Origin of the sequence: Klebsiella sp. 141203 (assembly GCF_032601985.1) — a bacterium.
GTDB lineage: Bacteria > Pseudomonadota > Gammaproteobacteria > Enterobacterales > Enterobacteriaceae > Klebsiella > Klebsiella aerogenes.
The window spans coordinates 222114-248452 of the sequence record NZ_JAQIRL010000004.1; the positions used below are offsets into that span (position 1 = coordinate 222114).

General features: G+C 54.6%; 23 protein-coding genes. 11 read left to right on the forward strand and 12 right to left on the reverse strand.

The genetic code is table 11. The annotated features are described in order from the left end of the window. Positions 1–4: 4 nt before the first annotated feature. Complete coding sequence (locus PGR29_RS17545) at positions 5–469, reverse strand: YhcH/YjgK/YiaL family protein (RefSeq protein ID WP_213794194.1); 465 nt, start codon at positions 467–469, stop codon at positions 5–7. Between the two features lie 11 nt (positions 470–480). Continuing rightward, entirely contained in the window at positions 481–1479 is a 999-nt protein-coding gene (yiaK, locus tag PGR29_RS17550; protein ID WP_045390698.1) for a 3-dehydro-L-gulonate 2-dehydrogenase, read from the reverse strand. Between the two features lie 217 nt (positions 1480–1696). On the opposite strand from yiaK, the gene yiaJ reads away from it, so the two are divergent. Further along, positions 1697–2515, forward strand: a complete 819-nt coding sequence (yiaJ, locus tag PGR29_RS17555; RefSeq protein WP_045390824.1) for an IclR family transcriptional regulator YiaJ — start codon at positions 1697–1699, stop codon at positions 2513–2515. A gap of 118 nt (positions 2516–2633) precedes the next feature. Beyond that, complete coding sequence (locus tag PGR29_RS17560) at positions 2634–3122, forward strand: 4Fe-4S binding protein (protein ID WP_045390701.1); 489 nt, start codon at positions 2634–2636, stop codon at positions 3120–3122. A gap of 37 nt (positions 3123–3159) precedes the next feature. Here the strand turns inward: PGR29_RS17560 and avtA are convergent, their stop codons facing one another. Both avtA and PGR29_RS17570 read right to left on the reverse strand, forming a co-directional pair. Next, complete coding sequence (avtA, locus tag PGR29_RS17565) at positions 3160–4416, reverse strand: valine--pyruvate transaminase (protein WP_015369199.1); 1257 nt, start codon at positions 4414–4416, stop codon at positions 3160–3162. A gap of 172 nt (positions 4417–4588) precedes the next feature. After that, positions 4589–6619: an alpha-amylase gene (locus PGR29_RS17570; protein ID WP_316425027.1), complete on the reverse strand. Its 2031-nt coding sequence runs from the start codon at positions 6617–6619 to the stop codon at positions 4589–4591. 315 nt (positions 6620–6934) lie between these two features. On the opposite strand from PGR29_RS17570, the gene PGR29_RS17575 reads away from it, so the two are divergent. Continuing rightward, a complete protein-coding gene (locus tag PGR29_RS17575; protein WP_087858963.1) occupies positions 6935–7762 on the forward strand; it encodes a protein bax in 828 nt (275 codons plus the stop codon). A 43-nt stretch (positions 7763–7805) separates the two neighbouring features. On the opposite strand, the gene xylR is transcribed toward PGR29_RS17575, so the two are convergent. The 4 genes from xylR to xylF all read right to left on the reverse strand — a co-directional run bounded on the left by xylR (position 7806) and on the right by xylF (position 12868). Next, on the reverse strand, positions 7806–8984 hold the full coding sequence (xylR, locus tag PGR29_RS17580; protein WP_087858964.1) for a D-xylose utilization transcriptional activator XylR: 1179 nt from the start codon (positions 8982–8984) through the stop codon (positions 7806–7808). A 123-nt stretch (positions 8985–9107) separates the two neighbouring features. Further along, positions 9108–10289 (reverse strand): xylose ABC transporter permease XylH, encoded by a 1182-nt coding sequence (xylH, locus tag PGR29_RS17585; protein WP_213317590.1) that lies wholly within the window; start codon positions 10287–10289, stop codon positions 9108–9110. After that, complete coding sequence (locus tag PGR29_RS17590) at positions 10267–11808, reverse strand: xylose ABC transporter ATP-binding protein (RefSeq protein ID WP_308957659.1); 1542 nt, start codon at positions 11806–11808, stop codon at positions 10267–10269. Before PGR29_RS17590 ends, xylH begins: the two co-directional genes overlap by 23 nt. A 64-nt stretch (positions 11809–11872) precedes the next feature. Then, entirely contained in the window at positions 11873–12868 is a 996-nt protein-coding gene (gene xylF, locus PGR29_RS17595; protein ID WP_087858966.1) for a D-xylose ABC transporter substrate-binding protein, read from the reverse strand. A gap of 372 nt (positions 12869–13240) precedes the next feature. Between xylF and xylA the strand changes: the two genes are divergently transcribed. The 4 genes from xylA to yiaA all read left to right on the forward strand — a co-directional run bounded on the left by xylA (position 13241) and on the right by yiaA (position 17134). Then, on the forward strand, positions 13241–14563 hold the full coding sequence (xylA, locus tag PGR29_RS17600) for a xylose isomerase (protein WP_015703780.1): 1323 nt from the start codon (positions 13241–13243) through the stop codon (positions 14561–14563). Positions 14564–14657: 94 nt separating this feature from the next. Further along, entirely contained in the window at positions 14658–16112 is a 1455-nt protein-coding gene (gene xylB / locus PGR29_RS17605; protein ID WP_316425029.1) for a xylulokinase, read from the forward strand. A 169-nt stretch (positions 16113–16281) separates the two neighbouring features. Beyond that, positions 16282–16659 (forward strand): inner membrane protein YiaB, encoded by a 378-nt coding sequence (gene yiaB / locus PGR29_RS17610; protein ID WP_087858969.1) that lies wholly within the window; start codon positions 16282–16284, stop codon positions 16657–16659. A gap of 34 nt (positions 16660–16693) precedes the next feature. Further along, the gene (yiaA, locus tag PGR29_RS17615; RefSeq protein WP_087858970.1) at positions 16694–17134 is read left to right on the forward strand and encodes an inner membrane protein YiaA; all 441 of its coding nucleotides are present in this window, start codon (positions 16694–16696) and stop codon (positions 17132–17134) included. Positions 17135–17169: 35 nt separating this feature from the next. Here yiaA and PGR29_RS17620 read toward each other — a convergent pair whose 3' ends face one another. Beyond that, positions 17170–18165: an acyltransferase gene (locus tag PGR29_RS17620; RefSeq protein WP_316425030.1), complete on the reverse strand. Its 996-nt coding sequence runs from the start codon at positions 18163–18165 to the stop codon at positions 17170–17172. 185 nt (positions 18166–18350) lie between these two features. Between PGR29_RS17620 and PGR29_RS17625 the strand changes: the two genes are divergently transcribed. From PGR29_RS17625 to PGR29_RS17640, 4 genes are all read left to right on the forward strand, one after another. Then, entirely contained in the window at positions 18351–18650 is a 300-nt protein-coding gene (locus tag PGR29_RS17625; RefSeq protein WP_162750193.1) for a YsaB family lipoprotein, read from the forward strand. Positions 18651–18787: 137 nt separating this feature from the next. Then, positions 18788–19699: a glycine--tRNA ligase subunit alpha gene (glyQ, locus tag PGR29_RS17630; protein ID WP_001168551.1), complete on the forward strand. Its 912-nt coding sequence runs from the start codon at positions 18788–18790 to the stop codon at positions 19697–19699. A gap of 9 nt (positions 19700–19708) precedes the next feature. Beyond that, positions 19709–21778 carry a glycine--tRNA ligase subunit beta gene (gene glyS / locus PGR29_RS17635; RefSeq protein WP_020077709.1) on the forward strand — a complete coding sequence of 690 codons (2070 nt, stop codon included), beginning with the start codon at positions 19709–19711 and terminating at the stop codon, positions 21776–21778. A gap of 232 nt (positions 21779–22010) precedes the next feature. Next, on the forward strand, positions 22011–23630 hold the full coding sequence (locus PGR29_RS17640) for an ABC-F family ATP-binding cassette domain-containing protein (protein WP_316425031.1): 1620 nt from the start codon (positions 22011–22013) through the stop codon (positions 23628–23630). A gap of 97 nt (positions 23631–23727) precedes the next feature. Here PGR29_RS17640 and cspE read toward each other — a convergent pair whose 3' ends face one another. The 3 genes from cspE to PGR29_RS17655 form a co-directional block, all read right to left on the reverse strand. Further along, a complete protein-coding gene (gene cspE, locus PGR29_RS17645; RefSeq protein WP_000014594.1) occupies positions 23728–23940 on the reverse strand; it encodes a transcription antiterminator/RNA stability regulator CspE in 213 nt (70 codons plus the stop codon). Positions 23941–24204: 264 nt separating this feature from the next. Next, positions 24205–24495, reverse strand: a complete 291-nt coding sequence (locus tag PGR29_RS17650; protein ID WP_087858974.1) for an HTH-type transcriptional regulator — start codon at positions 24493–24495, stop codon at positions 24205–24207. Between the two features lie 246 nt (positions 24496–24741). Then, a complete protein-coding gene (locus tag PGR29_RS17655) occupies positions 24742–26100 on the reverse strand; it encodes an MFS transporter (RefSeq protein ID WP_113374012.1) in 1359 nt (452 codons plus the stop codon). Positions 26101–26339 lie beyond the last annotated feature (239 nt).

Consider the following 26339-nt stretch of genomic DNA (forward strand, 5'->3'; position numbering starts at 1 on the left):
TCTTTTACAGAATATCGATAGCTACCTTAACGACGATTTTTCTAATAGGGGTGGCGGTGCTTTTAATACACCCAGGTCGATGTACATCTTGTGGGAAGAATATGGCATAGCTACCGGGTATCATTTCAATAAACGATTCGTGTTCACTATCGTGATAAAAAATAATATCGCGCTGTTCTAATAACGATTCGCTGATCTGGTTATTCCCATTATCAATGGCGATACCTATTTTTTCTTCACCGGAAGCGAGAAATTGAATATCTAAATAATGCCGATGTACCTCCGGACGGTTTTCTGTCGCCGTACGGGTAGTCAGATCGATGATCTGCGCAAAAATATTCTTACCATCAATTTCGACGACGCCGGGGGGCTGGTGGCGAAAATCGGTAGTGCGAAGAAAATCGAGCGCCTTTTCAATCGCTGCCGGTAGACGGCAAGGATTCGGTTGTGAAATATGGCCGAAAATCATAGTGGTTTCCCCTACAGAGCCTGAATTTTGGCCCATACGCTGTCGTCGACGGTGATCCCGTTACGGCGGTTTTCTTCCAGTAATCGCGTAAACTCGTGGCCCGGTAGGCGGACCGCTACATTTTCATCGGCGCGTTCGGCGGTGGTGATGAAGTCCATGATCCGCTGTAGTTTGGCGTCACGCGTTTTGCCATCAATGAGCTTGTCGACTTCAATAGCGATGAAAATCTGCGATACGCCATATTCGTCGCTATTGTCCTGGGTGACTTCAGCAACGGAGGAACCGTTGGAAAGTAGGGTGGCTATCATATCCAGCACAATTGATAAACCGGAACCCTTCCAGTAGCCCATCGGCAGGATACGGCGATTTTTCTCAATCACGCCGGGCTCTTTCGTCAAATTACCGTCATCATCAAACCCGCCATCTACCGGCAGCGTGCGACCAGCCAGGCGATTAACCTCCAGCATGCCGTAGGAGAACATCGACATCGACATATCGACCATTGTGATCGGAGTGGATGGAATTGCCACGATCAGCGGATTGGTGCCAATGCGGCACTCTTTAGCGCCCCACGGCGGCATGACGGCGATAGAGTTGGTCCAGCAGATGCCGATATAGCCTTTTTCCGCCGCCTGCCAGCCGTAGCTGCCGCCGCGCATCCAGTGATTGGCGTTGCGTAATGCCACCAGGCCAATGCCATGGTCGGAGGCCAATTCAATGGCGCGATCCATCATCTTTTTCGCCGTCAGATTGCCAATCGAACGCCGGGCATCCCACTGCTCAATAGCGCCAAGGCTGGTGACGCGCTGAGGTTTCGCATCCGGAATGATATCGCCGTTATCCAGTTGCTGAATAAAACGTGGAAAGCGATTCACTCCGTGTGAGTAGACGCCGGATTCCGTGGTGCGGGCGAACATTTCCGCGCAGGCGTCGGCGGTTTCCGCCGCAATACCGCGTGAGAGTAATACCCGATTGAACGCCTCTTTTAGCTGCGCAAAAGTTACTTTCATTCCCGTGTTCCCCTTAGGGTTTGAGTGATTTTTTATCTTCACGTTTCACATATCGAAATCTGATTTCAAATATAACGATCAATTTTTGACAGATCAACGGCAGATGCTATTTTTAAAAATCATTAAAATCAGTTGGTTGTGTTTTTTTGGTTCAGATCGTGAACTGAACCACACTTTGCGCTACCATCAGAGCGCGATTAAAAAGGAAGCCGAAGCGATGGGCACAAAAGAGAGTGAAATGACGCAAGAGAAAGAGAGGCCAGCCGGAAGCCAGAGTCTATTTCGCGGGTTAATGCTGATTGAGATCCTCAGTAACTATCCAAACGGTTGTCCGTTGGCGCATCTGTCTGAACTGGCGGGCCTGAATAAAAGTACCGTGCATCGGTTGTTGCAGGGCCTGCAGTCCTGCGGCTACGTTACTCCGGCGCCTGCCGCCGGAAGTTACCGCCTGACCACCAAATTTATTGCCGTTGGGCAAAAGGCGCTGTCGTCGCTGAATATTATTCATGTCGCTGCGCCGCATCTTGAAGCTTTAAACATCGCCACCGGCGAGACGGTGAACTTCTCCAGCCGTGAGGACGATCACGCGATTCTGATTTACAAGCTGGAGCCGACTACCGGTATGCTGCGTACCCGCGCCTATATTGGCCAGCATATGCCGCTGTACTGTTCGGCGATGGGCAAGATCTACATGGCGTTCGGCCATCCTGACTACGTTGCCAGCTACTGGGACAGTCATCAGGATATTATTCAGCCGTTGACCCGTAACACCATTACCGGCCTGCCGGCGATGAACGACGAGCTGGCGCAGATTCGCGAACGTAATATGGCGATGGATCGCGAAGAGAACGAACTCGGCGTCTCGTGCCTGGCGGTACCGGTATTCGATATTCACGGCCGCGTGCCTTATGCCATTTCGATTTCGCTGTCGACTTCGCGCCTGAAACAGGTTGGTGAGAAAAATCTGCTCAAACCATTGCGTGAAACGGCAGAGGCGATTTCCCGCGAGCTGGGGTTTGTGATTCGCGAAGGCTAAGGCAACTGGCGAGATCTTGCTGGGTATTTGCCTAAAACGCAGCTGATTCCATTCAGGATCAAAGCGCACAGCGGGGTTTTTCTGGCACGCTGCGTTTTTATCCCGAATGGAGTTGAGGATGAACCGGTTTATTATCGCCGATGCGCAAAAGTGTATCGGCTGTCGAACCTGCGAGGTGGCCTGCGTGGTGTCGCATCAGCAGGGGCAGGATTGTTCTACCGTTTCTGCAAGACGCTTTGCGCCGCGGATCCGGGTAGTGAAGAGCGATGAGCTATCAACGGCGACGCTGTGCCGTCAGTGCGAGGATGCGCCCTGCGCGAACGTCTGCCCGGAAGGGGCAATACGCCATGAAGGCGACGTCTGGCGTGTCGATCAACGGCTGTGCATTGGTTGTAAAAGCTGTATGGTGGCGTGCCCTTATGGGGCGATGACGGTGATGTTGACCGACGAAGGCGTGCAGGCGCTGAAGTGCGATCTGTGCGCGCACCGGCAAACGGGGCCGGCGTGCGTAGCGGCCTGTCCGACTCAGGCGCTGCGCTGTATTGAGCCCGCCGAGCTGGAAAGATTAAGCGCCGAGCGCCGCCGTTGGGCGGCGCAGGCAATGTAATCGGATGTCCCCGGTCAGTCATGGCCGGGAAACACCATCAGGCGTCTTGCTCCTGCCAGGCGCGCTCAATCTCTTCGGCAAGAATTTTAACCCCCGCCTCGATTTTCTCCGGGTCCGGCACGTAGTTCATGCGCATGCACTGATGCGTATGCGGCCACGGCTTGTCCAGCCCCGGGAAGAAGTAATCGCCCGGCACCATCAGCACGCCGCGTTGTTTCAGGCGCTGATACAGCAGCTCGGTGGAGATCGGCAGATCCTTAAACCACAGCCACAGGAAAATCGCCCCTTCTGGTTTATGAATCAGGCAGCGTTCTTCCGGCAAATAGCGGCGAATGGTAGCGATGGTTTCCTGAACACGCTGATAATAGAACGGTTTAATCACCGTCTCCGACAGCCGTAGCAGGTCCTTACGCTTGATCATTTCGCACATCATCGCCGGCCCAATCCCGCCAGGAGCGAGGCTGATAATGCCGTTCATATTACTGATCGCGGTGATGATTTTCTCGTTGGCGATGATGATTCCGCAGCGGGTGCCCGGCAGCCCGAGCTTGGATAAGCTCATGCATAGCACGATGTTCGGGTTCCACAGCGGGCGCGCTTCGCTAAAAATAATGCCCGGGAAAGGCACGCCATAGGCGTTATCAATAACCAGCGGCACGCCGTGCTGATTGGCGAGGGCATCAAGCTTAATAAGCTCTTCGTCGGTAATGACGTTGCCGGTCGGGTTAGTTGGCCGGGAGACGCAGATCATTCCCGTCTCTTCGGTGATCTGCAGGTGTTCGAAGTCCACGTGATATTTGAACTGGCCTTCCGGCAGCAGCTCAATGTTGGGGCGGGTGGCGACAAACAGATCCTCTTCCAGCCCGGAATCGGCGTAGCCGATATATTCCGGCGTCAGCGGGAACAGCACCTTGCGGGTGGTGCCGTCGGCACGGCGGCCGGCAAACAGGTTAAATAAGTAGAAAAATGCGCTCTGACTGCCATTCGTCAGAGCAATATTCTGTGGTTCGATCTCCCAACCTAATTCTTCGCGCAGCATTTGCGCAAGCAAGGTCAGAAGCTCGCTTTTCCCTTGCGGACCATCATAATTGCAAAGCGCATCAAGGGCTTTGCCGTTATCCAGCATATCGGCCAGCAGGCTATTGAAGTATTCATTCATCTCCGGGATTTGCGCGGGGTTGCCGCCGCCCAGCATGATCGCGCCCGGTGTGCGCAGGCCGTCATTGAGGTCTTCCATCAGGCGGGTGATGCCTGAATGACGGGTGAATTTGTCGCCGAAAAGTGAAAATGTCATCGCGGATATTCTGTTGGTCTTCTGGAAAGGGAATTACCATAACGCCAGCGTCAACGCGGTGCAAATCGGCACAGGAGGGAGCGATTTATTTTTTGTTCTGCTAACAGTGTAAGTTTTAGTCATTTGTGCTGAAAAGGCTCCCGCCAGCGGCAAGGAGCCCGGTAAGCGACTGCTATTGCTGTCCGGCCCAGACAACCATCACTTTATCAGCGCTGCTTTCACGTACGAAACCATAGCCCTGCTCTAGCGTCAGCGTCTGTTGTTTTCCCATACCAATGGCCGGATGGCGGGCGCGGAATTGGGCGATTTTTTGCCAGTGCGCGACGTTATCGGATGCGCTACCGGCAACATCCTGCCAGTTCATATCGGAGCGGGTACCCTGCAGCGGGTCGGAACCCGTGGGGCCGAATGGGCGCGAAGACTCATCGCCATAGAAGAGTTGTACGGCGCCTGGGGCGAGTAATAACAGTTCCGCCGCCCGGCTGCCGCCTTCGCGGAACAGGCGGGTATCGTGCGAGGAGAGATAGCTCAGCACGTTGAAATCCTGCAGCTTGTCCGCCATCTGCTGCCAGGTGGCGTCCATGTTTGCCAGACAGTCCACCGCTTTCGCCGCCCGATCCTGATAATCGAAATTGATCATCGCGTCGAAGCCGTGGCGATAGTAGTCGCTTTGCATCACGCCGTGGCCCCAGGCCTCGCCGGTCATCCAGAATGGCGCGTCATCCAGCGCTTTCTGAGGATTCGCTTTTTTCCATTCCGCCAGCGCGGCCGTGGCCTGCGTTTTGAGCTGTTGCCAGGCGTCCGGTTCGACGTGTTTTGCGGTATCGACGCGAAAGCCGTCAATACCGTAATCGCGTACCCATTGGCTGAGCCAGTGGGTCAGATAGTCGCGCGGCGTGAAGCCGGCTATCTCTTTGGCGGCGGAATCCGGCTTGTGACGGTAGAAATTTGGCAAGCCAGAAGGGAGTGTCGATTCGGTTTTCAGGTCCGGTAGGAACGCCAGCGACAGGGTGAAATCGTCGAAACCGGGATTGTCGTAGTCGCCGATATCGGTGCGGATCCATTTTTTTCCCCACCATTGTTCCCAGCCTGCTTTATCGCTGAAGTTGATGTAATCATTGAAGCTGTGCCAGCTTTGCCCTGGCGCTGGTTTCCAGTCGGTCCAGCGCTCGCCAAGCGTTTTTTTCAGTTCATCGCCTTTCAGGTACAGCGAGCCGAAGTGAAATTCCTGCATATCGGCAAGCGTGGCGTAACCAGTATGGTTCATGACGACATCAAACAGGACGCGCATGCCGCGCCGATGGGCCTCATCAACCAGTTGCCGAAGGTCGGCTTCGTCGCCCATGTTGGCGTCAAGACGGGTCCAGTCCTGGGTGTAGTAACCGTGATAGGCGTAGTGGGGAAAGTCGCCTTTGGTGCCGCCGCCGACCCAGCCGTGAATTTGCTCCAGCGGTGAACTTATCCATAGCGCGTTGACGCCAAGCTGTTGAAGATAATCCAGCTTGCTGGTCAGCCCCTGTAAATCGCCGCCGTGGAAGGTGCCTATCTCCTGCATACCGTCTTTATGGCGCCCGTAGCTGTTGTCGTTGGCCGGATTGCCGTTAACGAAGCGATCGGTCAGGACAAAATAGATAGTGGCGTTATGCCAGTTAAACGGCGCGCTGGCGGCGCTATCCGCTTTTTCAAGCAGCACGAGCCCATTACTGCCTGCGGCGGGCTGCAGCGTGATTTTACCTGCTTTCACCGTGGCGAGATTACCGCTGTAAAAATCACGCACCTGGCTTCCCTCGGCAAACGTCTGGCCGACATCGAGCGTTAGCGGTTTACCATCCCATTTCGGACACTGGCGCATCAGCGGCTGCGTGCTGGCCGTGTCCTGTGCCGCCAGCGACAGCATCAGCGTTGGCGTGCCGGAGCGGGTATCGACTTCCAGCGTATAGCGCCCGTCGCGGAACACGCGCCACTGCGGTGGCGTATCCCGACAAGGTTCCAGCGACAGCATCTGATTGAGTTTTATCGCCCCCGCAGGCTGCCAGCACTGTTGGTCAAAACTTATCCGCAAAGGGCGGGTACCCTTCGTCACCTCATTTTGCGTCGTGAAGCGGCCAGTATCCTGTTCAGTGAAGGTGGGAAAGTCAGCGGTTGTCCAGGCGGCAAAGGCCATCCCGGGCAGCAGTAGCGAGGCGAGCGCAGCGAGTTTCATGCCGGAGTCCTGTTAGCGGTTTTTATCACAGTGTGCCTGCGCGCCATAAGGTTGAACTCATCCTGCCGGTAATTTTGCGGGGAGGATGAAAAGGGGTGAGTGATTTAGTTCAAAAAATGAGCTATAAATGAGACGGAGATAGCATTTCTGCACCTTCGCGACGGTGCAGAAACCGATTTCAGATGACAGCGATTCGGAATTGGACTATTTCTCTTGATGCTCTCTCTGGGTATTTTTGATACTATTCGCGATTCAACTATCGATTTTTTGCGAAAAACAAGGTGTTGGAATGAGTAAATCCGACCAGGAGACCTAATGATATCGATTCCCATGCGACGATATGGGGCTGCGATACTTATGTTACTTACCTGTATCTTTTCAGGTAGTGTGTTGGCGACAACGCACACAGCAACAAAGAGTCATAAAGCCTCAGTAGTTAAGAAAGTAAAGAAGCCCAGTAGTATCAAGGTTAGCAGTAAACAAGAGTATTCTCGCAATAGTGTAAAGAGCAGTTCACTTCCTGATTTGCGAAAATACCCTTCCGGGACACCAAGGAAAAAAGCGTTTCTCCGGACGGTTATGCCTTACATTACAAAGCAAAATCAAGCGATCACGGCAGATCGTAACTGGCTTGTCTCTAAGCAATACGACGGCCGTTGGTCGCCGAGCGAGCAGGCGCGTCTGAAAGACATCGCTTCACGTTACAAAGTGAAGTGGTCTGGCAATACTCGCCATATACCGTGGAACTCGCTGCTTGAGCGCGTCGACATTATTCCGAACAGCATGGTGGCAACCATGGCGGCGGCGGAAAGCGGTTGGGGTACCTCGAAGCTGGCGCGTGAGAACAACAACCTGTTTGGTATGAAGTGTGGCGGCGGCAACTGCCGCGGTGCAATGAAAGGCTACTCCCAGTTTGAATCTGTCGAGCAGTCGGTTCAGGCCTATGTTAAAAACCTGAATACGCACCCGGCTTATTCATCCTTCCGTAAGTCTCGCGCACAGCTGCGTAAGACGGACCAGGAAGTAACTGCCAGCACCATGATCCACAAGCTGAAGGGGTACTCGACGAAAGGGTCGAGCTATAACAACTATCTCTTCGCCATGTATCAGGACAATCAGCGCTTAATTGCCGCTCATATGTAATCATCAATGCCCGGTGCGTAAGCCCGGGCATTTTTCTTTCCCGCTACATCATCACTTCGCTGTGCCGATCGCGGTATTCTTTCGGCGTCACATCGTACTCTTTCTTAAACACCGAATAGAAATACTGCAGCGACGGATAACCGCACATCTGCGAAATTTCGTTTATCGATAGCGTGGTGGAGACCAGCAGGCTGCGCGCTTTTTCCAGCTTTTCGCTGTGGATCACCGTGTGGATGGTTTCCCCGACCTCTTCTTTAAAGCGTTTCTCCAGATTCGATCGGGAAATACCGACGGCGTCGAGCACCTGCTCAACCTTAATGCCTTTGCAGGCGTGATTGCGGATGTAATGCATCGCCTGAATCACCGCAGGGTCGGTGAGCGAGCGATAATCGGTGGAGCGCCGCTCAATGACGCGCATCGGCGGCACCAGCAGCCGCTGCAGCGGTAGCGCTTCGTTTTCCAGTAATCGATGCAGGAGTTTCGCCGCCTGGTAGCCCATCTGCCGGGTACCCTGCGCCACGGAAGAGAGCGCGACGCGGGAGAGATAGCGGGTCAATTCTTCGTTATCGATACCGATGACGCACAGTTTTTCCGGCACCGGAATATGCAGCAGCTCGCAGGCCTGCAGGACGTGACGGGCGCGGGCATCGGTCACGGCGATAATGCCGGTTTGCGGCGGCAGCGTTTGCAGCCAATCGGCGAGCCGATTTTGCGCATGCTGCCAGTTTTCCGGCGCGGTCTCCAGCCCCTGATAGACGACGCCACGGTATTTCTCTTTGGCGACTAGCTGGCAGAAGGCATGTTCGCGCTCCCTCGCCCAGCGCTTGCCGCTGGAGGTCGGCAGCCCGTAAAAAGCGAAACGGTTCACCCCTTTTTCTTTCAGATGCAGGAACGCGCTTTCGACCAGCGCGGCATTATCGGTGGCGATATAGTGGACTGGCGGGTAGCACTCTGGTTGATGATAGGAGCCGCCGACGCCGACAATCGGTACTTTGACATCTGCCAGCAGTTTTTCTATCTCCGGGTCGTCGTAATCGGCGATAACGCCATCACCCAGCCACTCTTTGATGTTTTCAATACGCGCGCGAAAATCCTCTTCGATAAAAATATCCCATTCCAGCTGCGATGCCTGCAGATATTCGCCAACGCCTTCAACCACCTGACGGTCATAGGCTTTGTTGGCGTTGAATAACAGCGTAATGCGGTGACGCTTTTCAAACATAGATGATATTCCTGCTCTTACCCCGGTCATACAATACCGGCTAATGCCCGAATTATTTCAAGCGCCTTATGGCGAAGTTTGGCGGTGGCGCAAGTTATTCGGGCATTTTTCATCGTGATACCGTTATGTTCTCCGTTTGGTAGCCGAATCCATCCAGACCGCCAATAGTAAAATGGCGCCCTTAACGATGTATTGCCAGAAGGTGGCGACGTCCATCATGCTCATGCCATTATCCAGCGCCGACATAATAAACGCCCCCATTACCGCCCCTGCCACGCTGCCGATGCCGCCGGCCAGACTGGTGCCGCCGATCACGCAGGCGGCGATGGCGTCGAGTTCGGCGATATTACCGGCAGAAGGCGATCCCGCTCCCAGTCGCGAGCTGAGAATCAACCCGGCGATGGCGACCATCAGGCCGTTAATGGCGAAGACCGCAAGCTTGGTGCGCTCGACGTTAATCCCGGAGAGGCGGGCCGCTTCCAGATTACCGCCAATGGCATAGATGCGGCGGCCAAAAGCGGTACGGGTCGCCATAAACATGCCCGCCAGCAGCAGGGCGGCGAGTATGAGTACCGGCGTCGGCACGCCGCGATAATCATTGAGCAGCCAGATAGCGCCCAGCACGATAACCGCGGTGATGGTCTGACGGCCAACCGCGCCGGTAGAACTGGTGGTCGCCAGCCCTAACGCCTGTCGGCGCATCCGACCGCGCCATTGCCAGATGATAAAAGCCGCCATGCCAATAACGCCGATTCCAAAGCCGATGCCGTCCGGTAAATAACTTTGACCGATTTGCGACATCGCCGGCGTGGTGGGCGAGACGGTGGTACCGTTGGTAATGCCGATTAAAATTCCGCGAAACGCCAGCATGCCGGCAAGGGTCACAATGAAAGAGGGCACCTTGCGATAGGCGACCCACCATCCGTTCCACGCGCCGAGCAGCAGCCCCATGACCAACGTAACGAGGATGGTGAGCGGCAGCGGCCAGCCGAGCCAAACGTCGAAAATCGCCGCCGCCCCGCCGAGCAAACCCATCATTGAGCCGACGGAGAGGTCGATTTCCGCCGAAATGATCACGAACACCATGCCGACGGCGAGGATGCCGGTGATGGCGGTTTGCCGCAGGAGGTTGGAAATATTACGCGCGCTCAAATAGGCGCCGTCGGTAACCCAGGTAAAGAACAGCATAATGGCGATAATCGCGGCGATCATCACGAAAACCTGGAGGTTAAGCCCTTTCAGCGCCGGGAAAGCGGCAGGGGCGGATGGGGTAAGTTTGATTTCAGACGACGTGTTTTTCGACATGGCGTTCGCTCCTCAGCGCGGCTTCCATCACCTGTTCCTGGGTCAGACCTTGATTATGCAAATTGGCCTTAAGCTTGCCTTCGTGCATCACCAGTACCCTATCGCTTAGCCCGAGCACTTCAGGCAATTCGGATGAGATCACGATGACGGCGATGCCTTGCTGCACCAGTTGATTGATAAGCTTGTAGATTTCGTATTTCGCGCCGATATCGATGCCGCGGGTTGGTTCATCGAGGATCAAAATGCGCGGGTTGAGCAGCAGGCAGCGGGCCAGAATCGCCTTTTGTTGATTGCCGCCGCTCAGGCGGCCAATCGCCAGATCCGGCGATGACGTTTTGATTTTCAGCCGCTGAATCGATTGCTGAATGCAGTGCTGCTCCGCGGCGTCGTCGAGGCTGCTCGCCGGGCCGGTGAACTGATTTAACGCCGCGAGAGTGATGTTCTTGCCGACTGCCATCACCGGCACGATGCCGTCTTTTTTGCGGTCTTCCGGCACCATGGCGATACCATGGGCAATCGCCTGTTGGCAGTTTTTAATCGTCACCGGCTGTCCGTCGATAAAGATGCTTCCTTGCCAGCGCCCCGGCCAGACGCCAAACAGACACTGTACCGCCTCGGTGCGCCCGGCGCCGACTAACCCGGCGATGCCGAGGATTTCGCCGCGGCGGAGGGAAAACGACACGTCGTTGACGCGCTTGATATGGCGGTTAACCGGGTGCCAGGCGGTGAGATGCTCGACCCGCAATATCTCATCGCCATGATTATGTGGTTCGTTTGGATACAAGGCCGTGAGCTCGCGTCCGACCATCATGGTGATGATGTCATCTTCGTTCATCCCGCTGGCGTCGCGGGTGCCAATATGCTGGCCGTCACGTATCACGCAGATAGTGTCGGAGATGGCTTTAACTTCATTGAGCTTGTGCGAAATATAAATACAGGCGATGCCGTGGTTTTGCAGATCGCGAATAATCGCCAGCAGCGTCGCGGTTTCTTGTTCGGTTAACGATGCCGTGGGTTCATCGAGGATCAGCAGCCGTACCTGTTTATTCAGCGCCTTGGCGATCTCGACCAACTGCTGCTGGCCGAGGCCTAAATCGCCAACGCGGGTATCGGGCGAGATCGATAAATTCACCTGCGCTAATAGTTTCTGGCAGCGCAGGGTCATGGTTTCGTAATCCAGCAGGCCATGGCGTGAGATCTCGGCACCGAGAAAGATATTTTCCAACACCGTGAGATGTTTCACCAACGCCAGCTCCTGGTGAATAATGGCGATACCTTTGCGCTCGGTATCGCGAATATGATTCGCCTGCAGCGACTCGCCGGCGAAAATGATTTCACCATCGTAACTGCCGTGTGGGTAGATGCCGCACAGCACTTTCATTAGCGTCGATTTTCCCGAACCATTTTCACCGCATAACGACACCACTTCCCCGGCATTCAGCCGCAGGCTGACGTTATCCACGGCCTTAACCGCGCCGAAGGCTTTGGTGATGTTCTTCATTTCGAGTAACCAGGACATAGAGACTCCGCAAAAGCGATATCCGGCAGGACGAAAACGACGCCCCGAGGCGGGGCGTCAGCCATTACAGTTCACTCTTTTTGTGGAAACCGTCTTTAATCACCGTGGCGTCAATATTCTCTTTATTGACTTCAATTGGCGTTAACAGGCGCGAAGGGACATCTTTTAAGCCGTTATTCAATGTGGCGTCGGCCTTGGGTTGCTGGTCATTACCTAATTCAACGGCGATTTCGGCAGCGTTAGTGGCAAGCGTGGTAATCGGTTTATAAACGGTCATCGTCTGGGTGCCGGAAATAATACGTTTCACGCCAGCCAGATCGGCATCCTGCCCGGAAATGGCGACTTTACCCGCCAGCCCCTGGGCGCTAAGCGCCTGGATAGCGCCGCCGGCGGTCGCATCATTGGAAGCCACTACCGCATCAATTTTGTTGTTATTCGCCGTCAGCGCGTTTTCCATGATTTTTAACGCGTTTTCCGGCAGCCAGCCGTCGACCCACTGATCGCCGACGATCTTAATTTTGCCGTCATCAACATAAGGTTTGAGCACCTTCATCTGACCGGCGCGGAACAATTTGGCGTTATTATCCACCGGCGAGCCACCCATCAGGAAATAATTTCCCTGCGGCACTTTGTCGACCAGGCTTTTGGCCTGCATTTCACCGACTTTTTCATTATCGAAAGAAATATAAAAGTCGATGTCAGCATTATTAATCATGCGATCGTAGGCGAGAACTTTAATTCCTTCTTGTTTCGCTTCTTTAATAACGTTACTGAGCACCTGGCCGTTGTAAGGAATAATCACTAAAACATCGACGCCGCGGTTGATCATATTTTCAATTTGCGACATTTGCGTTTCTTCGTTGCCATTGGCGGACTGCACAAATACTTTGGCGCCTAAGGATTCCGCTTTATTAACGAAAATATCGCGATCTTTTTGCCAACGTTCCAGACGAAGATCGTCGATGGCCATCCCAATCTTAACTTCTTTAGCCATACCCGCCATGCTGGCGAGAAGGAGCGATGAGGCGCAGAGCGTAAGGCAAAGGTTCTTTATCTTCATAATAACGATACCTTTTCAAAGGGTAGGTAAGGCGAACAGGAATAAACTTCAGGTTGCAGATACGTTGCAGATTCTTAACGGGGAAGCGAGGGCTGGCAATTACCTGTTCTTATTTTCGCATTATGAAATTTAGTTTGTTTCGTAATTTATGACCGCGATCGTATTTTATTCAAGAGTATGCAGGTTATTTCATTCTTCTTCCATCATAGGGTTCCAGAAATGATGCAAAGAGGAATTGTTTTTGCGAGCTGGCGCACGTTTGTGGATTCTCTCAATGGCGGTGTGAAATAACGTAATTGAGGAAGATGAAAATGGAATTCTATATTGGCGTATCACTTGTTACTCGCCGCACCCCTGAATATGGAGTTCTCTATGCAAACCTATTTCGATCAACTCGATCGCGTTCGTTATGAAGGCCCGAAATCGACTAACCCGCTGGCTTTTCGTCACTACAATCCGGATGAATTAGTACTGGGTAAGCGCATGGAAGACCACCTGCGTTTCGCCGCCTGCTACTGGCACACTTTCTGCTGGAATGGCGCGGATATGTTTGGCGTGGGATCCTTCGATCGTCCATGGCAGCAGCCGGGCGAAGCGCTGGAAATGGCGAAACGTAAAGCCGAAGTGGCATTTGAGTTTTTCCATAAGTTGAATGTGCCGTATTACTGCTTCCATGATGTCGACGTTTCCCCGGAAGGCGCTTCGCTGAAAGAGTACAGCAACAACTTTGCTCAGATGGTGGATGTGCTGGCGGAAAAACAGCAGCAGAGCGGCGTGAAACTGCTGTGGGGGACGGCAAACTGCTTTACCAACCCACGTTATGGCGCAGGCGCGGCGACGAACCCCGATCCGGAAGTCTTTAGTTGGGCGGCGACTCAGGTAGTTACCGCAATGAATGCGACCCACAAGTTGGGCGGTGAAAACTACGTGCTGTGGGGCGGTCGCGAAGGCTACGAAACCCTGCTTAATACCGATCTGCGTCAGGAGCGCGAGCAGATTGGCCGCTTTATGCAACTGGTGGTTGAACACAAACACAAAATTGGTTTCCAGGGCACCCTGCTGATCGAGCCGAAGCCGCAGGAGCCGACCAAGCACCAATATGATTATGATGCCTCCACGGTTTACGGGTTCCTGAAACAGTTTGGTCTGGAAAAAGAGATTAAACTGAATATTGAAGCTAACCACGCCACCCTTGCCGGCCACTCTTTCCACCACGAGATCGCCACGGCTATTGCGCTGGGCCTGTTCGGTTCGGTTGATGCTAACCGCGGCGATGCGCAGCTGGGCTGGGATACCGACCAGTTCCCGAACAGCGTAGAAGAGAACGCCCTGGTGATGTATGAGATCCTCAAAGCGGGCGGCTTCACCACCGGCGGCCTGAACTTTGATGCTAAAGTTCGTCGCCAGAGCACCGACAAATACGACCTGTTCTACGGTCATATCGGCGCGATGGACACTATGGCGCTGTCGCTGAAAGTTGCGGCGCGCATGATTGAAGACGGCGAGCTGGATAAACGCGTGGCGAAACGATACGCCGGCTGGAACGGTGAATTGGGCCAGCAGATCCTCACAGGCCAGATGACCCTGACCGACATCGCGCACTATGCGACTCAGCACAACCTGGCGCCGCAGCACCACAGCGGGCACCAGGAACTGCTGGAAAACCTGGTGAATCATTACCTGTTCGATAAGTAATGCCGACAAAAGCGCCCGGTAAATCCGGGCGCTGGCTATAACCATTTTTGCTGCGCCACGCTTTGCCGTGGCGTTCGTGTTAAGGAGACGCTGCATGTATATCGGGATTGATTTAGGGACCTCGGGCGTAAAAGCCATTCTGCTCAACGAACAGGGCGACGTACTGGCGACGCATACCGAAAAACTGACCGTCTCGCGCCCGCATCCGCTCTGGTCCGAACAAGATCCCGAACAGTGGTGGCAGGCGACGAATACCGCGATGCAAGCGCTGGGCGCGCAACACTCTCTGCGCGAGGTAAAAGCTTTAGGGATTGCCGGACAGATGCATGGCGCCACGCTGCTCGACAAACAGCAGCGGGTCCTGCGTCCGGCGATTTTGTGGAATGATGGCCGCTGCGGCGAAGAGTGCATGCTGCTGGAAGAAAAAGTCGGCGCTTCGCGGCAAATCACCGGCAACCTGATGATGCCGGGTTTTACGGCGCCGAAGCTGCTGTGGGTACAGCGTCACGAAACCGAAATTTTTAAACAGGTCGATAAGGTCCTGTTGCCGAAAGATTACCTGCGGCTACGCATGAGCGGCGAATTCGCCAGCGATATGTCCGACGCCGCCGGCACGATGTGGATGAACGTCGCGCGACGCGACTGGAGCGATGAGATGCTCGCCGCCTGCGGGCTCGGCCGCGACAATATGCCGGCCCTTTTTGAAGGCTGCGAAGTGACCGGCCAACTGCGTGCTGAGGTAGCCCAGGCGTGGAATATGCCGCGGGCGCTGGTGGTAGCGGGCGGCGGTGATAACGCGGCAGGCGCTGTCGGTGTTGGCATGGCCGATGCCGGTCAGGCGATGTTATCGCTGGGGACCTCAGGCGTCTATTTCGCCGTCAGCGATGGTTTTCTGAGTAAACCGGAAAGCGCGGTGCATAGTTTCTGCCACGCCCTGCCGGGCCGCTGGCACCTGATGTCGGTGATGCTCAGCGCCGCGTCTTGTCTGGATTGGGCGGCAAAGCTGACCGGCCTCGGCAGCGTACCGGCGCTGATCGCCGCGGCGCAGTCGGCGGATGACAATGCCGACCCGGTGTGGTTCTTGCCTTATCTTTCCGGCGAGCGTACGCCGCACAACAATCCGCAGGCTAAAGGCGTGTTCTTCGGCCTTACCCATCAACATGGTCCCGCCGAACTGGCGCGGGCGGTGCTTGAGGGGGTGGGCTACGCGCTGGCCGACGGCATGGATGTTGTGCACTCCTGCGGCGTGAAACCAGACAGCGTCACCCTTATCGGCGGCGGCGCGCGTAGCGCATACTGGCGACAAATGCTCGCCGATATTAGCGGCCAGCAGCTGGATTTCCGCACCGGCGGCGATGTCGGCCCGGCGTTAGGCGCGGCAAGATTGGCGCAGTTGGGCGTTCATCACGATGCGGCTTTCTCTGACCTCCTGCCGCAGCTGCCGCTGGAGCAGGCGCACCTGCCTGATGCTCAACGGTTTGCCCGTTATGCGCCGCGTCGTGAAACGTTCCGCCAGATCTATCAGCAGCTTAAGCCACTGATGTCATAAGTTGTTCTCGCCCCATTTATTGGGGCGAATTTCCTTTCTGAATGATTCGCTTTGCATTGATTTAATTCACATATTTATTTATTCCGAATTGTGGGTTTCAATTTGCGGAAACTGCCGCAACCGGCAATTCCCCGGTCATAATGAGCGCTACCATGGCCAGGGAGGCGCAATGAAATTAAAACGTACGACGGCAAGATTAGTCATGCTGCTGGGCTCGCTGGTTTACTTAATCGGTATCTGGCGAACGTGCCCGCTATTCAGCGGCAAAGGTTACTTTCTTGGTGTACTGGTGATGGGAATGTTTGCCGTACTTACGCATCAGCGAACGGAGCTGGAAGCGCAGCGAGACGATGATTTTATCTCTCTGTGCCGGCTGGTGCTGTTGCTATCGGTGGGATTGCTGCTGGTCGGCGCCTGGTTTGTCCCGGCGCCGTGGCGTGAAAAAAGCATCTACGTGGTGGCATGGTTTGTCTGTATGTATGGCGCTTCAGCGATATCTTATCCCGCCAGAGTCGCGGATAAAGCTCGCAATAGCTCAGTGGAATAAGCTGTCAGTCGACAGCGAAGAGAGGTAGTCAGCAATGGAAATGAAAGCGACGACATATTCACCCGCGTTTCACCTGATCTCATGGATTGCGCTGGTGGGCGGTATCCTCGTGTATTTGATTGGCCTGTGGAATGCGCCAATGGAGCTCAATGAAAAGGGCTACTATTTTGCCGTATTGGTGCTGGGTCTTTTTTCCGCCGCTTCTTATCAGAAAACGGTTCGTGATAAATACGACAAAATTCCAACCACCGCTATGTATTACATGTCCTGCTTGATCGCTTTCGTGATTGCGGTGGGTCTGCTGGTGGTGGGATTGTGGAACGCAACGCTGATGCTAAGCGAGAAAGGCTTTTATGGCCTGGCATTCTTTTTGAGCCTGTTCGGCGCGGTAGCAGTACAGAAGAATATTCGCGATGCCTGGGATCGCTCGCCGCTAAGCGAGGGGAGCGCAGTAACAGAAGAGACCGCGGAGTAATCGACGGCGCCCGCGTTAAACGGCGGGCGCTTTTTTTAGCTCACTAACCGGCGACGGTCAATTCGTTGAACCAGTATAGAGAGCGCCAGGCTACCCAACAGCGCGGCGGCGAAAATCCATGCAATATCCAGTAATGGCCAGCGGTTAAGTTCCAGGCCACTTGCGCGTAGCGCGTGTATAAACAGCGCGTGAAAACCATAAATGCCTAATGAATGTCTGGAAATTAACGCAATACCCGGAAGCTCACGGCTATTGAGGACGTTTTTGCCCAGCGTCAGCAACGAGGTCGCGCAGACAAACACTGCCGGCCCGCAGTACAGATACCAGGTATCGCCGAAATCACCGCGCCATTGCAGTTCATGCAGCGTGCCGCGTGAAATGACCCACACCGCGGCGGTAAACAGCAGCGCGCACAGCAGGGTTAACCCTCTTCGGTCGGTATTCATGGCGCCGATCGCCCGGCCCAGTATTCCGTACAGTACGTAGTAAAAGGTATCGCCGTTGATGTAGAGGTTTACCGGTAGCCATTCAATGCCGCCGGCTTTAATGCTTACCGTATTGGGGTTGGCGATGAGGCCAATCACCAGCATCAGCGCCAGCAGCATTTTGCCGCTGACCTGCTTCACCTGAATCAGCGGTGAGAGCAGATAAATCACCACAATGGCAAAGAAAAACCACAGGTGATAAAACACCGGCTTTTGCAGTAAATTTTTTAATGACAGCTCAACGTTGATATGGGTAAACAGGGTGATATAGAGCAGCGCCAGCGCGCTGTAGAACAGAATGCACAGTCCGATGCGCAGATAATGGCGCGGCTGGGCGCTGCGCTCGCCAAAAAACAGATAACCTGAAATCATGAAAAAAAGCGGGACGCTGACGCGCGATGCCGAGTTAAGCAGGTTAGCGATATTCCATTCAAACAAGCTGATGCTATGAGGATGGGTAATGTACCAGGTGGTGCTGTGAATCATCACGACCATCAGACATGCTATGCCGCGCAAGTTGGTAATCCAGCTTATTTTTTCCTGCATCTGTACCTCATTGGCTCCTGCGTAAAAAGAGTCTGACTCCCGTAGTTTGTCGTCATCACAATGGAATATTCTGAGTTTATCGCCACACTCTTGTAGAGCATCCGCGAGATTCGCAAAATGTTTGTCTGGTTTTACATGGTCTGCACGATAACAATTGGCTAACAAGGCGGTTGAGAAAAATGGTGATGAAATATTTCGTATCTGCCCTGGTGGCGCTGCTGCTGGTTGGCTGCAGCCAGACACCTGCTCAACCTGTCCAAAAAGCGCAAAAGGCACGTATCACGCCGCAAACGACGCTGAACATGGAGAAACTATGCAAGGATCAGGCGGCGTTACGTTATAGCACAGACACCCGTCGCGTCGACGTTAATCATTTCGAGCAGTTCCAGGCAAGCTATGAGCTTTCCGGCCTGACTTCGCGGAATGAGCGTTTTATCTGTTCTTTTGATCCGGACGGCCAGTTTTTGCATCTTTCTATGCGCTAAATGCGGCTTAAACGCCGCATGATGGCGCCGCTTTGCTCAAATTTCGCTAAACAAAGGCGTTTCATACTGTATATCTCGCAGCCAGCGGGTATACTGATCCCTTCCTTTAAATCCACACGTATCCAGCACGAAATAATATGCAAAAGTTTGATACCAGGACCTTCCAGGGCCTGATCCTGACCTTACAGGATTACTGGGCTCGTCAGGGCTGCACCATTGTTCAACCACTGGACATGGAAGTCGGCGCCGGCACATCTCACCCGATGACCTGCTTACGCGCGTTGGGGCCAGAGCCGATGGCGACCGCTTACGTGCAGCCATCTCGTCGCCCGACCGACGGTCGCTATGGCGAAAACCCGAACCGCTTACAGCACTATTACCAGTTCCAGGTGGTGATTAAGCCGTCTCCGGACAACATTCAGGAGCTGTACCTCGGATCTCTGAAAGAGCTGGGTATGGACCCGACTATCCACGATATCCGCTTCGTTGAAGATAACTGGGAAAACCCGACGCTGGGCGCCTGGGGGCTGGGTTGGGAAGTGTGGCTGAACGGTATGGAAGTGACGCAGTTCACTTACTTCCAGCAGGTTGGCGGCCTGGAATGTAAACCGGTGACCGGTGAAATCACTTACGGCCTGGAGCGTCTGGCGATGTACATCCAGGGCGTGGACAGCGTCTACGATCTGGTCTGGAGCGATGGTCCGCTGGGCAAAACCACCTACGGCGACGTGTTCCACCAGAACGAAGTGGAACAATCCACCTATAACTTTGAATATGCGGACGTAGACTTCTTGTTCACCTGCTTCGAGCAGTATGAGAAAGAAGCGCAGCAACTGCTGGCGCTGGAAAACCCGCTGCCGCTGCCAGCCTACGAACGTATTCTGAAAGCCGCCCATAGCTTTAACCTGCTGGATGCGCGTAAAGCCATCTCCGTCACCGAGCGTCAGCGCTATATTCTGCGCATTCGCACCCTGACTAAAGCAGTGGCAGAAGCTTACTATGCTTCCCGTGAGGCCCTTGGCTTCCCGATGTGCAACAAAGATAAATAAGAGGCGGCCATGTCTGAGAAAACTTTCCTGGTGGAGATCGGCACCGAAGAGCTGCCACCAAAAGCACTGCGCAGCCTGGCTGAATCCTTCGCTGCCAACTTTACTGCGGAACTGGACAACGCTGGCCTTGCGCACGGCGCCGTCGAATGGTTTGCCGCGCCGCGCCGCCTGGCGCTGAAAGTGGCGAATCTGGCCGCCTCGCAGCCGGATCGTGAAGTCGAAAAACGCGGCCCGGCCATTGCCCAGGCGTTTGACGCGGAAGGTAAACCAAGCAAAGCGGCCGAAGGCTGGGCGCGTGGCTGTGGTATTACCGTCGATCAGGCTGAACGTCTGACCACCGATAAAGGCGAATGGCTGTTGTATCGCGCCCACGTTAAAGGTGAAAGCGCGCAAACGCTGCTGCCGAACATGGTTGCGACCTCGCTGGCGAAGCTGCCAATCCCGAAACTGATGCGTTGGGGCGCTTCCGACGTTCACTTCGTGCGTCCGGTACACACCGTAACCCTGCTGTTGGGCGATCAGGTTATCCCGGCGACCATTCTGGGTATCGCTTCCGACCGTATCATTCGCGGACACCGTTTTATGGGCGAGCCGGAATTCACCATCGACAATGCCGACCAGTATCCGCAGATTCTGCTGGAGCGAGGTAAAGTGATGGCGGACTACGCCGAGCGTAAAGCCAAAATCAAAGCGGATGCTGAAGCGGCGGCGCGTAAGATTGGCGGTAACGCTGATCTGAGCGAAAGCCTGCTGGAAGAAGTGACCTCTCTGGTCGAGTGGCCGGTAGTGCTGACGGCGAAGTTTGAAGAGAAATTCCTCGCGGTGCCATCCGAAGCGCTGGTTTACACCATGAAGGGCGACCAGAAGTACTTCCCGGTCTACGCTAATGACGGCAAACTGCTGCCGAACTTCATCTTCGTGGCGAATATCGAGTCCAAAGATCCGCAGCAGATCATCTCTGGTAATGAGAAGGTCGTTCGTCCGCGTCTGGCCGATGCCGAGTTCTTCTTCAATACCGACCGTAAAAAACGTCTGGAAGATAACCTGCCGCGTCTGGAAACCGTGCTGTTCCAACAGCAGCTGGGAACCCTGCGCGACAAGACCGATCGCATTCAGGCGCTGGCGGGCTGGATTGCCGAACAAATTGGCGCTGACGTTAACCATGCGACCCGCGCGGGTCTGCTCTCCAAGTGTGACCTGATGACCAACATGGTCTTCGAGTTTACTGACACGCAGGGCGTGATGGGTATGCACTACGCGCGTCATGACGGCGAAGCGGAAGATGTCGCAGTGGCGCTGAACGAGCAGTATCAGCCGCGTTTTGCCGGCGATGCGCTGCCGTCTAACCCGGTTGCCTGCGCGGTGGCTATTGCCGACAAGATGGACACTCTGGCGGGTATCTTCGGTATCGGCCAGCATCCGAAAGGCGATAAAGACCCGTTTGCGCTGCGCCGCGCCGCGCTGGGCGTGCTGCGTATCATCGTTGAGAAGAACTTGAATCTCGATCTGCAAACGCTGACCGAAGAAGCCGTGCGTCTGTACGGCGAGAAGCTGACTAACGCCAACGTCGTTGATGACGTTATCGACTTCATGCTGGGCCGCTTCCGTGCCTGGTATCAGGACGAAGGCTACGGTGTTGACACTATCCAGGCGGTACTGGCGCGTCGTCCGACCCGCCCGGCGGATTTCGATGCGCGCATGAAGGCCGTGTCACACTTCCGTACGCTGGAAGAGTCCTCCGCCCTGGCGGCGGCAAACAAACGCGTATCCAACATCCTGGCGAAATCCGACGAGACCCTGAACGATATCGTTCATGCCTCGGTGCTGAAAGAAGCGGCGGAAATCAAGTTGGCCGGTAATCTGGTGGTGCTGCGCGATAAGCTGCAGCCGTACTTCGCCGAAGGCCGTTATCAGGATGCGCTGATTGAGCTGGCTGCGCTGCGCGAGCCGGTTGATGAGTTCTTCGAAAATGTGATGGTTAACGCTGAAGACAAAGATGTTCGCATCAACCGTCTGACGCTGCTGTCCAAACTGCGCGAGCTGTTCCTGCAGGTTGCGGATATTTCACTGCTGCAGTAACTATCTCGTGAGAGGTCAAAAGCCTGCCATCCGGCAGGCTTTTTTTTGCCTTATTGCCATGGTGAAAAAATAATCTTGAAATCCAGGCTCAGGTCTGGCTATCCTATGCCCCGACGAATCCCTCGTCTCACTGGAGCGCACACGACAAATGAACAAACACGACTGATGAATTTCACGCCTTACCTCGCAGAGGCTGCGGGTAGGGGAGTATTGATTTCATTCAGGAGTGCTTATGGCTCATTGCGCCCACACCCCCTCTTTTGTTTTACATCAGGTCACCTGTCAGTTCGCGACGGGACAGACGCTTTTTGGCCCGCTGAATTTATCGCTGGAACCGTTGCTTTGCGGCCTTGTTGGACGCAACGGCGTTGGCAAGACACGCCTGTTGCGTCTGCTGGCGGGCCTAGATTCCCCTTCCGGCGGGCATATCGAACGGTCGGCTACGGTTGCCTGGGTGGCGCAGCAGCCGACCCTCACGGCCGGGACCACCATTGCCTCGCTATTGGGTTATGCACCGCTATTTGACGCCTTGTCCCGTCTTGAACAGGGGAAAGGGCTGGCGGATGACTTCGAACTGTTAGATGGTCGTTGGGATCTGCCCGATCGCCTGAGTTCAGCCTTTCGCGATGCCGATCTCCCGGCATTCTCCGCCGATCGTCCCGCTTTTTCGCTCAGCGGCGGCGAACGGATGAAGGCGCTGCTGTGCGGCGCGTTGGTTTCCGGCGCGGACTATCTGCTGCTGGATGAACCTACTAATCATCTCGATCGTCAGGGCCGGGAGTGGCTGTATCAGCAACTGGAAATCTGGCGGGGCGGGGCATTAATCGCCAGCCACGACCGTGAATTACTGGCTCGAATGTCGAAGATTATTGAGCTGACGCCGGCGGCGCTGCGCAGCTACGGTGGTAATTATGCCGAATATCAGCAGCAGCATGAAGCGGAGCAACAGGCCGCCCGCTCGGCGCTGGAGCATGCCGCAATCGAACGGCGGCGCACCCGGGCGCGGATGCAAAAGGAGCATGATGCGGCCCAGCGGCGATCGGCGCAGACGCTGCGTACCGTCGATGCGCTGAATATCGCTTCTTTCGAACGCGTGAAGTACAAAGGGGCGGCAAAAGAGCGTCCGGGAACGCTGCGCCGTCAGCATCGAGAGCAGAACAGTAGCCTGAATGCCGCCGTGCAGCAGGCGCGGGAGCGGGTAGAAGAAGATAATCCGGTGATGTTTACGCTGCCGGGCAGTGAAGTGGCCGCCGGCAAGCAGGTACTGGTGCTGGAATCACTGCAGTTAGCTCACTCATCCCCCGCCCCGCTCGACTGGCGGGTGGATGGCCCGATGCGCATTGCGCTAAGGGGGCCAAACGGCTGCGGCAAAACAACATTGTTGAAAACCCTGATGGGGCTGGAGCAGGCAACTGCTGGCGACGTTCGGCTGTCGGTGAGCGCGGCGTATCTCGATCAGCATCTGACGCAGCTGGATTTATCACTATCGGTAATGGAGCACTTGAACTTAGGAAACACTCCGCTGGATGAAGGAATGCTGCGTAGCCGTCTGGCGCAGCTCCAGTTGGGGGCTGACAAGGTGAGTCTTCCGCTAGCGGCGCTAAGCGGCGGCGAACGACTGAAAGCGGCGCTTGCCTGCGTGCTCTGGCGGCGGGACTCAACCCAACTGCTGCTACTGGATGAGCCAACCAATCATCTCGATCTGGCTTCAACGCAGGCGATTGAAAGCGCGCTGGCGGCGTTTCCCGGCGCTATGCTGGTGGTATCGCATGACGAGGCATTTTTACAAGGCCTGAAATTGACCCATAGCCTGGAGTGGCGGGATACGGGCTGGCATTTTGCCGCCCTCTGAATGACAACAGGCGCCATCTGCTGATGGCGCCTGTTGATGACAGATAAAAAAAATCCCCGCCATAAGGCAGGGATTTATTATTCTTAGCGGCTTGAACTTACAGAGAAGTTACGTTGCCAGCTGCCGGGCCTTTAGCGCCGCTTTCGATGGTGAAGGAAACTTTCTGACCTTCGTCCAGGGATTTGTAGCCATCGTTCTGGATAGCGGAGAAGTGTACGAACACGTCTTTAGAGCCATCGTCAGGAGTGATGAAGCCGAAGCCTTTGTCAGCGTTGAACCATTTTACGATACCAGTCATTTTACCGGACATAGTGAATTACCTTTAAAAAAATTAGTGAGCCTTGCGGCGTAGTGGTCTGGACTACAGATTTAAAGCGATAAAGGGAAAGTTCACTACGGGGATATCTAATGGATAACCTTTGAAGGACTGCTCTATTCGACTGCTCTGTGGTCTGTAAATCAAACCTGCGAGCATTAACGCATGTTCTCAGTCGGATAGCAAACTTTTTTTCATCAGGATATAAAACGGCCCTGCATCAGGACCGTTACCAAAAGAAGATAGTAAACCAGTTTTTCAATCTATTAGCTGCCTTGAGAGCTGGGGATTGGCCATCATCAGGCGCATCAGTTTGAGCTCAGTGGATGACGGTTTAACCCGTCGCGACTCCCACTCTTCAACCATCGCAACGCTGACGCCCATGGCATTGGCGAAATCATCGGTCTTAAGTCCTGTGCCCTTACGCAGCTGTTCAAATTCATTAAAAACGCTTGGGGTACGGGCAAGCGTGGCCGTTTGCGGCTGATCTTTAAAAACAATTTGTTCCAGGTTACTCAACAAATCAAATACGGGATCTTTATATTCCATTGAGAGCTCCTATTCTGTCTCACTGCGGAGAGGAAAATACATCGAGCCATTTAAGAATAGTCGCAAAAACAAGGAAAATAATAACCGAAGTGATTATTTGTCGGCGTGGTTTCGTTAATCACCTGGAAAAGCGGCGTGCGTAAAAGCTAAGGGGATGATTACTAAGAGTGTCAGCAGCTTTGGAAAATTTATGTAAATGATGGTTAGCGGCAAGAAAAAGCCAGCGCAGAGCGCTGGCTGGATTGATTAGGCTTTCTGTAAATTCTTGCTGTCATTTTCGCTGACGCCTGGCTGGCGCTGACTCATTTTGTATTTCACCAGTAGAGCGATAGCAGATAAAAACGCCGGGATCGCCAGCATGGTGAAGATGGTCTCAAACGACAATTGCGCCTGCATCAGGAAAGCGCCGCTGAAGGCACCGAGGATCCCGCCGAAGCGGCCGATACCGAGCATCCAGGCAACGCCGGTGGCACGGCCCTGGGTTGGATAGAAACCAGCAGCCAGCGCCGGCATTGATGATTGCGCGCCGTTCATAATGCTGCCGGCGATAAACACCATTACTCCCATCAACAGCAGGTTGCTGGTTGAGAATCCGACCAGGCAAACAAAGACGCCGGTGAGCAGCCAGCCGACGGCAACCACCTTGTTAGGGTTGATCTTGTCCATTAGCGCGCCGAGGATCAGCACGCCAATCCCGCCGCCGAGTGGGAACAGGGCGGTGATGATAGAAGCCTGGCTCATCGAGGCTCCGGTTTCACGGATCAGCAGCGGTAGCCAACTGGTCAGCAGATAGAAAATCAGCAATCCCATAAAATAGGTCAGGCACAGCATCACGGTGCCCACGGCGTAGCGCGGGGAGAAAATCACGCCAATGGCTGACTTTTCCTTCACCTGGCCTGCTTCACGTAGCTCAAATTCAACCGCATCCGGCAGCGGCGCGATACGCTTCAGGATAGCGGCGATCCGCTGTGCCGGCTGTCGTTTCACGACCATATAGCGGGCGGATTCCGGCAGCAGGAATATTAACGCTACCGCCAGCAGCAGCGGCATCACGCCGCCAAGCACCAGCACGCTTTGCCAGCCATAATGCGGGATCATCCAGGCTGACAGAAACCCTCCCAGCGACGACCCCATCGGAAAGCCGACGAACATCAGGTTTACCATCAGCGCGCGGCGGCGTTCCGGAGCATATTCGCTCATTAGCGTCGCGGCATTCGGCATTGCCGCGCCTAAGCCCAACCCGGTGAGGAAGCGTAATAATGTCAGCTGGTTAAGGCTGCTGGCAAACGCGGTTAACAAACTAAAGCCGCCGAATACCAGGATCGACATAATCAACACTTTCTTGCGGCCAATACGGTCGGCGAGCGGCCCGGCCGTCAGCGCGCCGACGGCGAGCCCGACCAGAGCGGCGCTCATTACCGGGCCCAGCGCGGATTTCTCAACGCCCCATTCCTGTACCAGGTCTGAGGCGATAAAACCAATAATCGCGGTATCAAATCCGTCCATCGCGACGGTAATAAAACATAAGGCGAGAATCATCCATTGGTACTTCGTGAATGGATGTTCGTTGATAAAAGCCTGAATATCGATGGTTGTTTTCTTCATACGGCATTCCTGGCAGGCTGAGCGGGGGACAGAGGTATTGTTATAGTCTCCCTCGCTGTCATTGATGTTGTTTGTGCGATAATCGAACATAACGCCGTTAATCGCTCATTAATCAAACCATTGAACCTGCCTGTAGACAATGCGCCGCCTTCAGGAAGCGTGCGATTATCGTCCGCTTTGCCCATTTATTTGGCTGGTGATTTCATTAATTTTAATTAAATCAAAAAGATATTTACTAT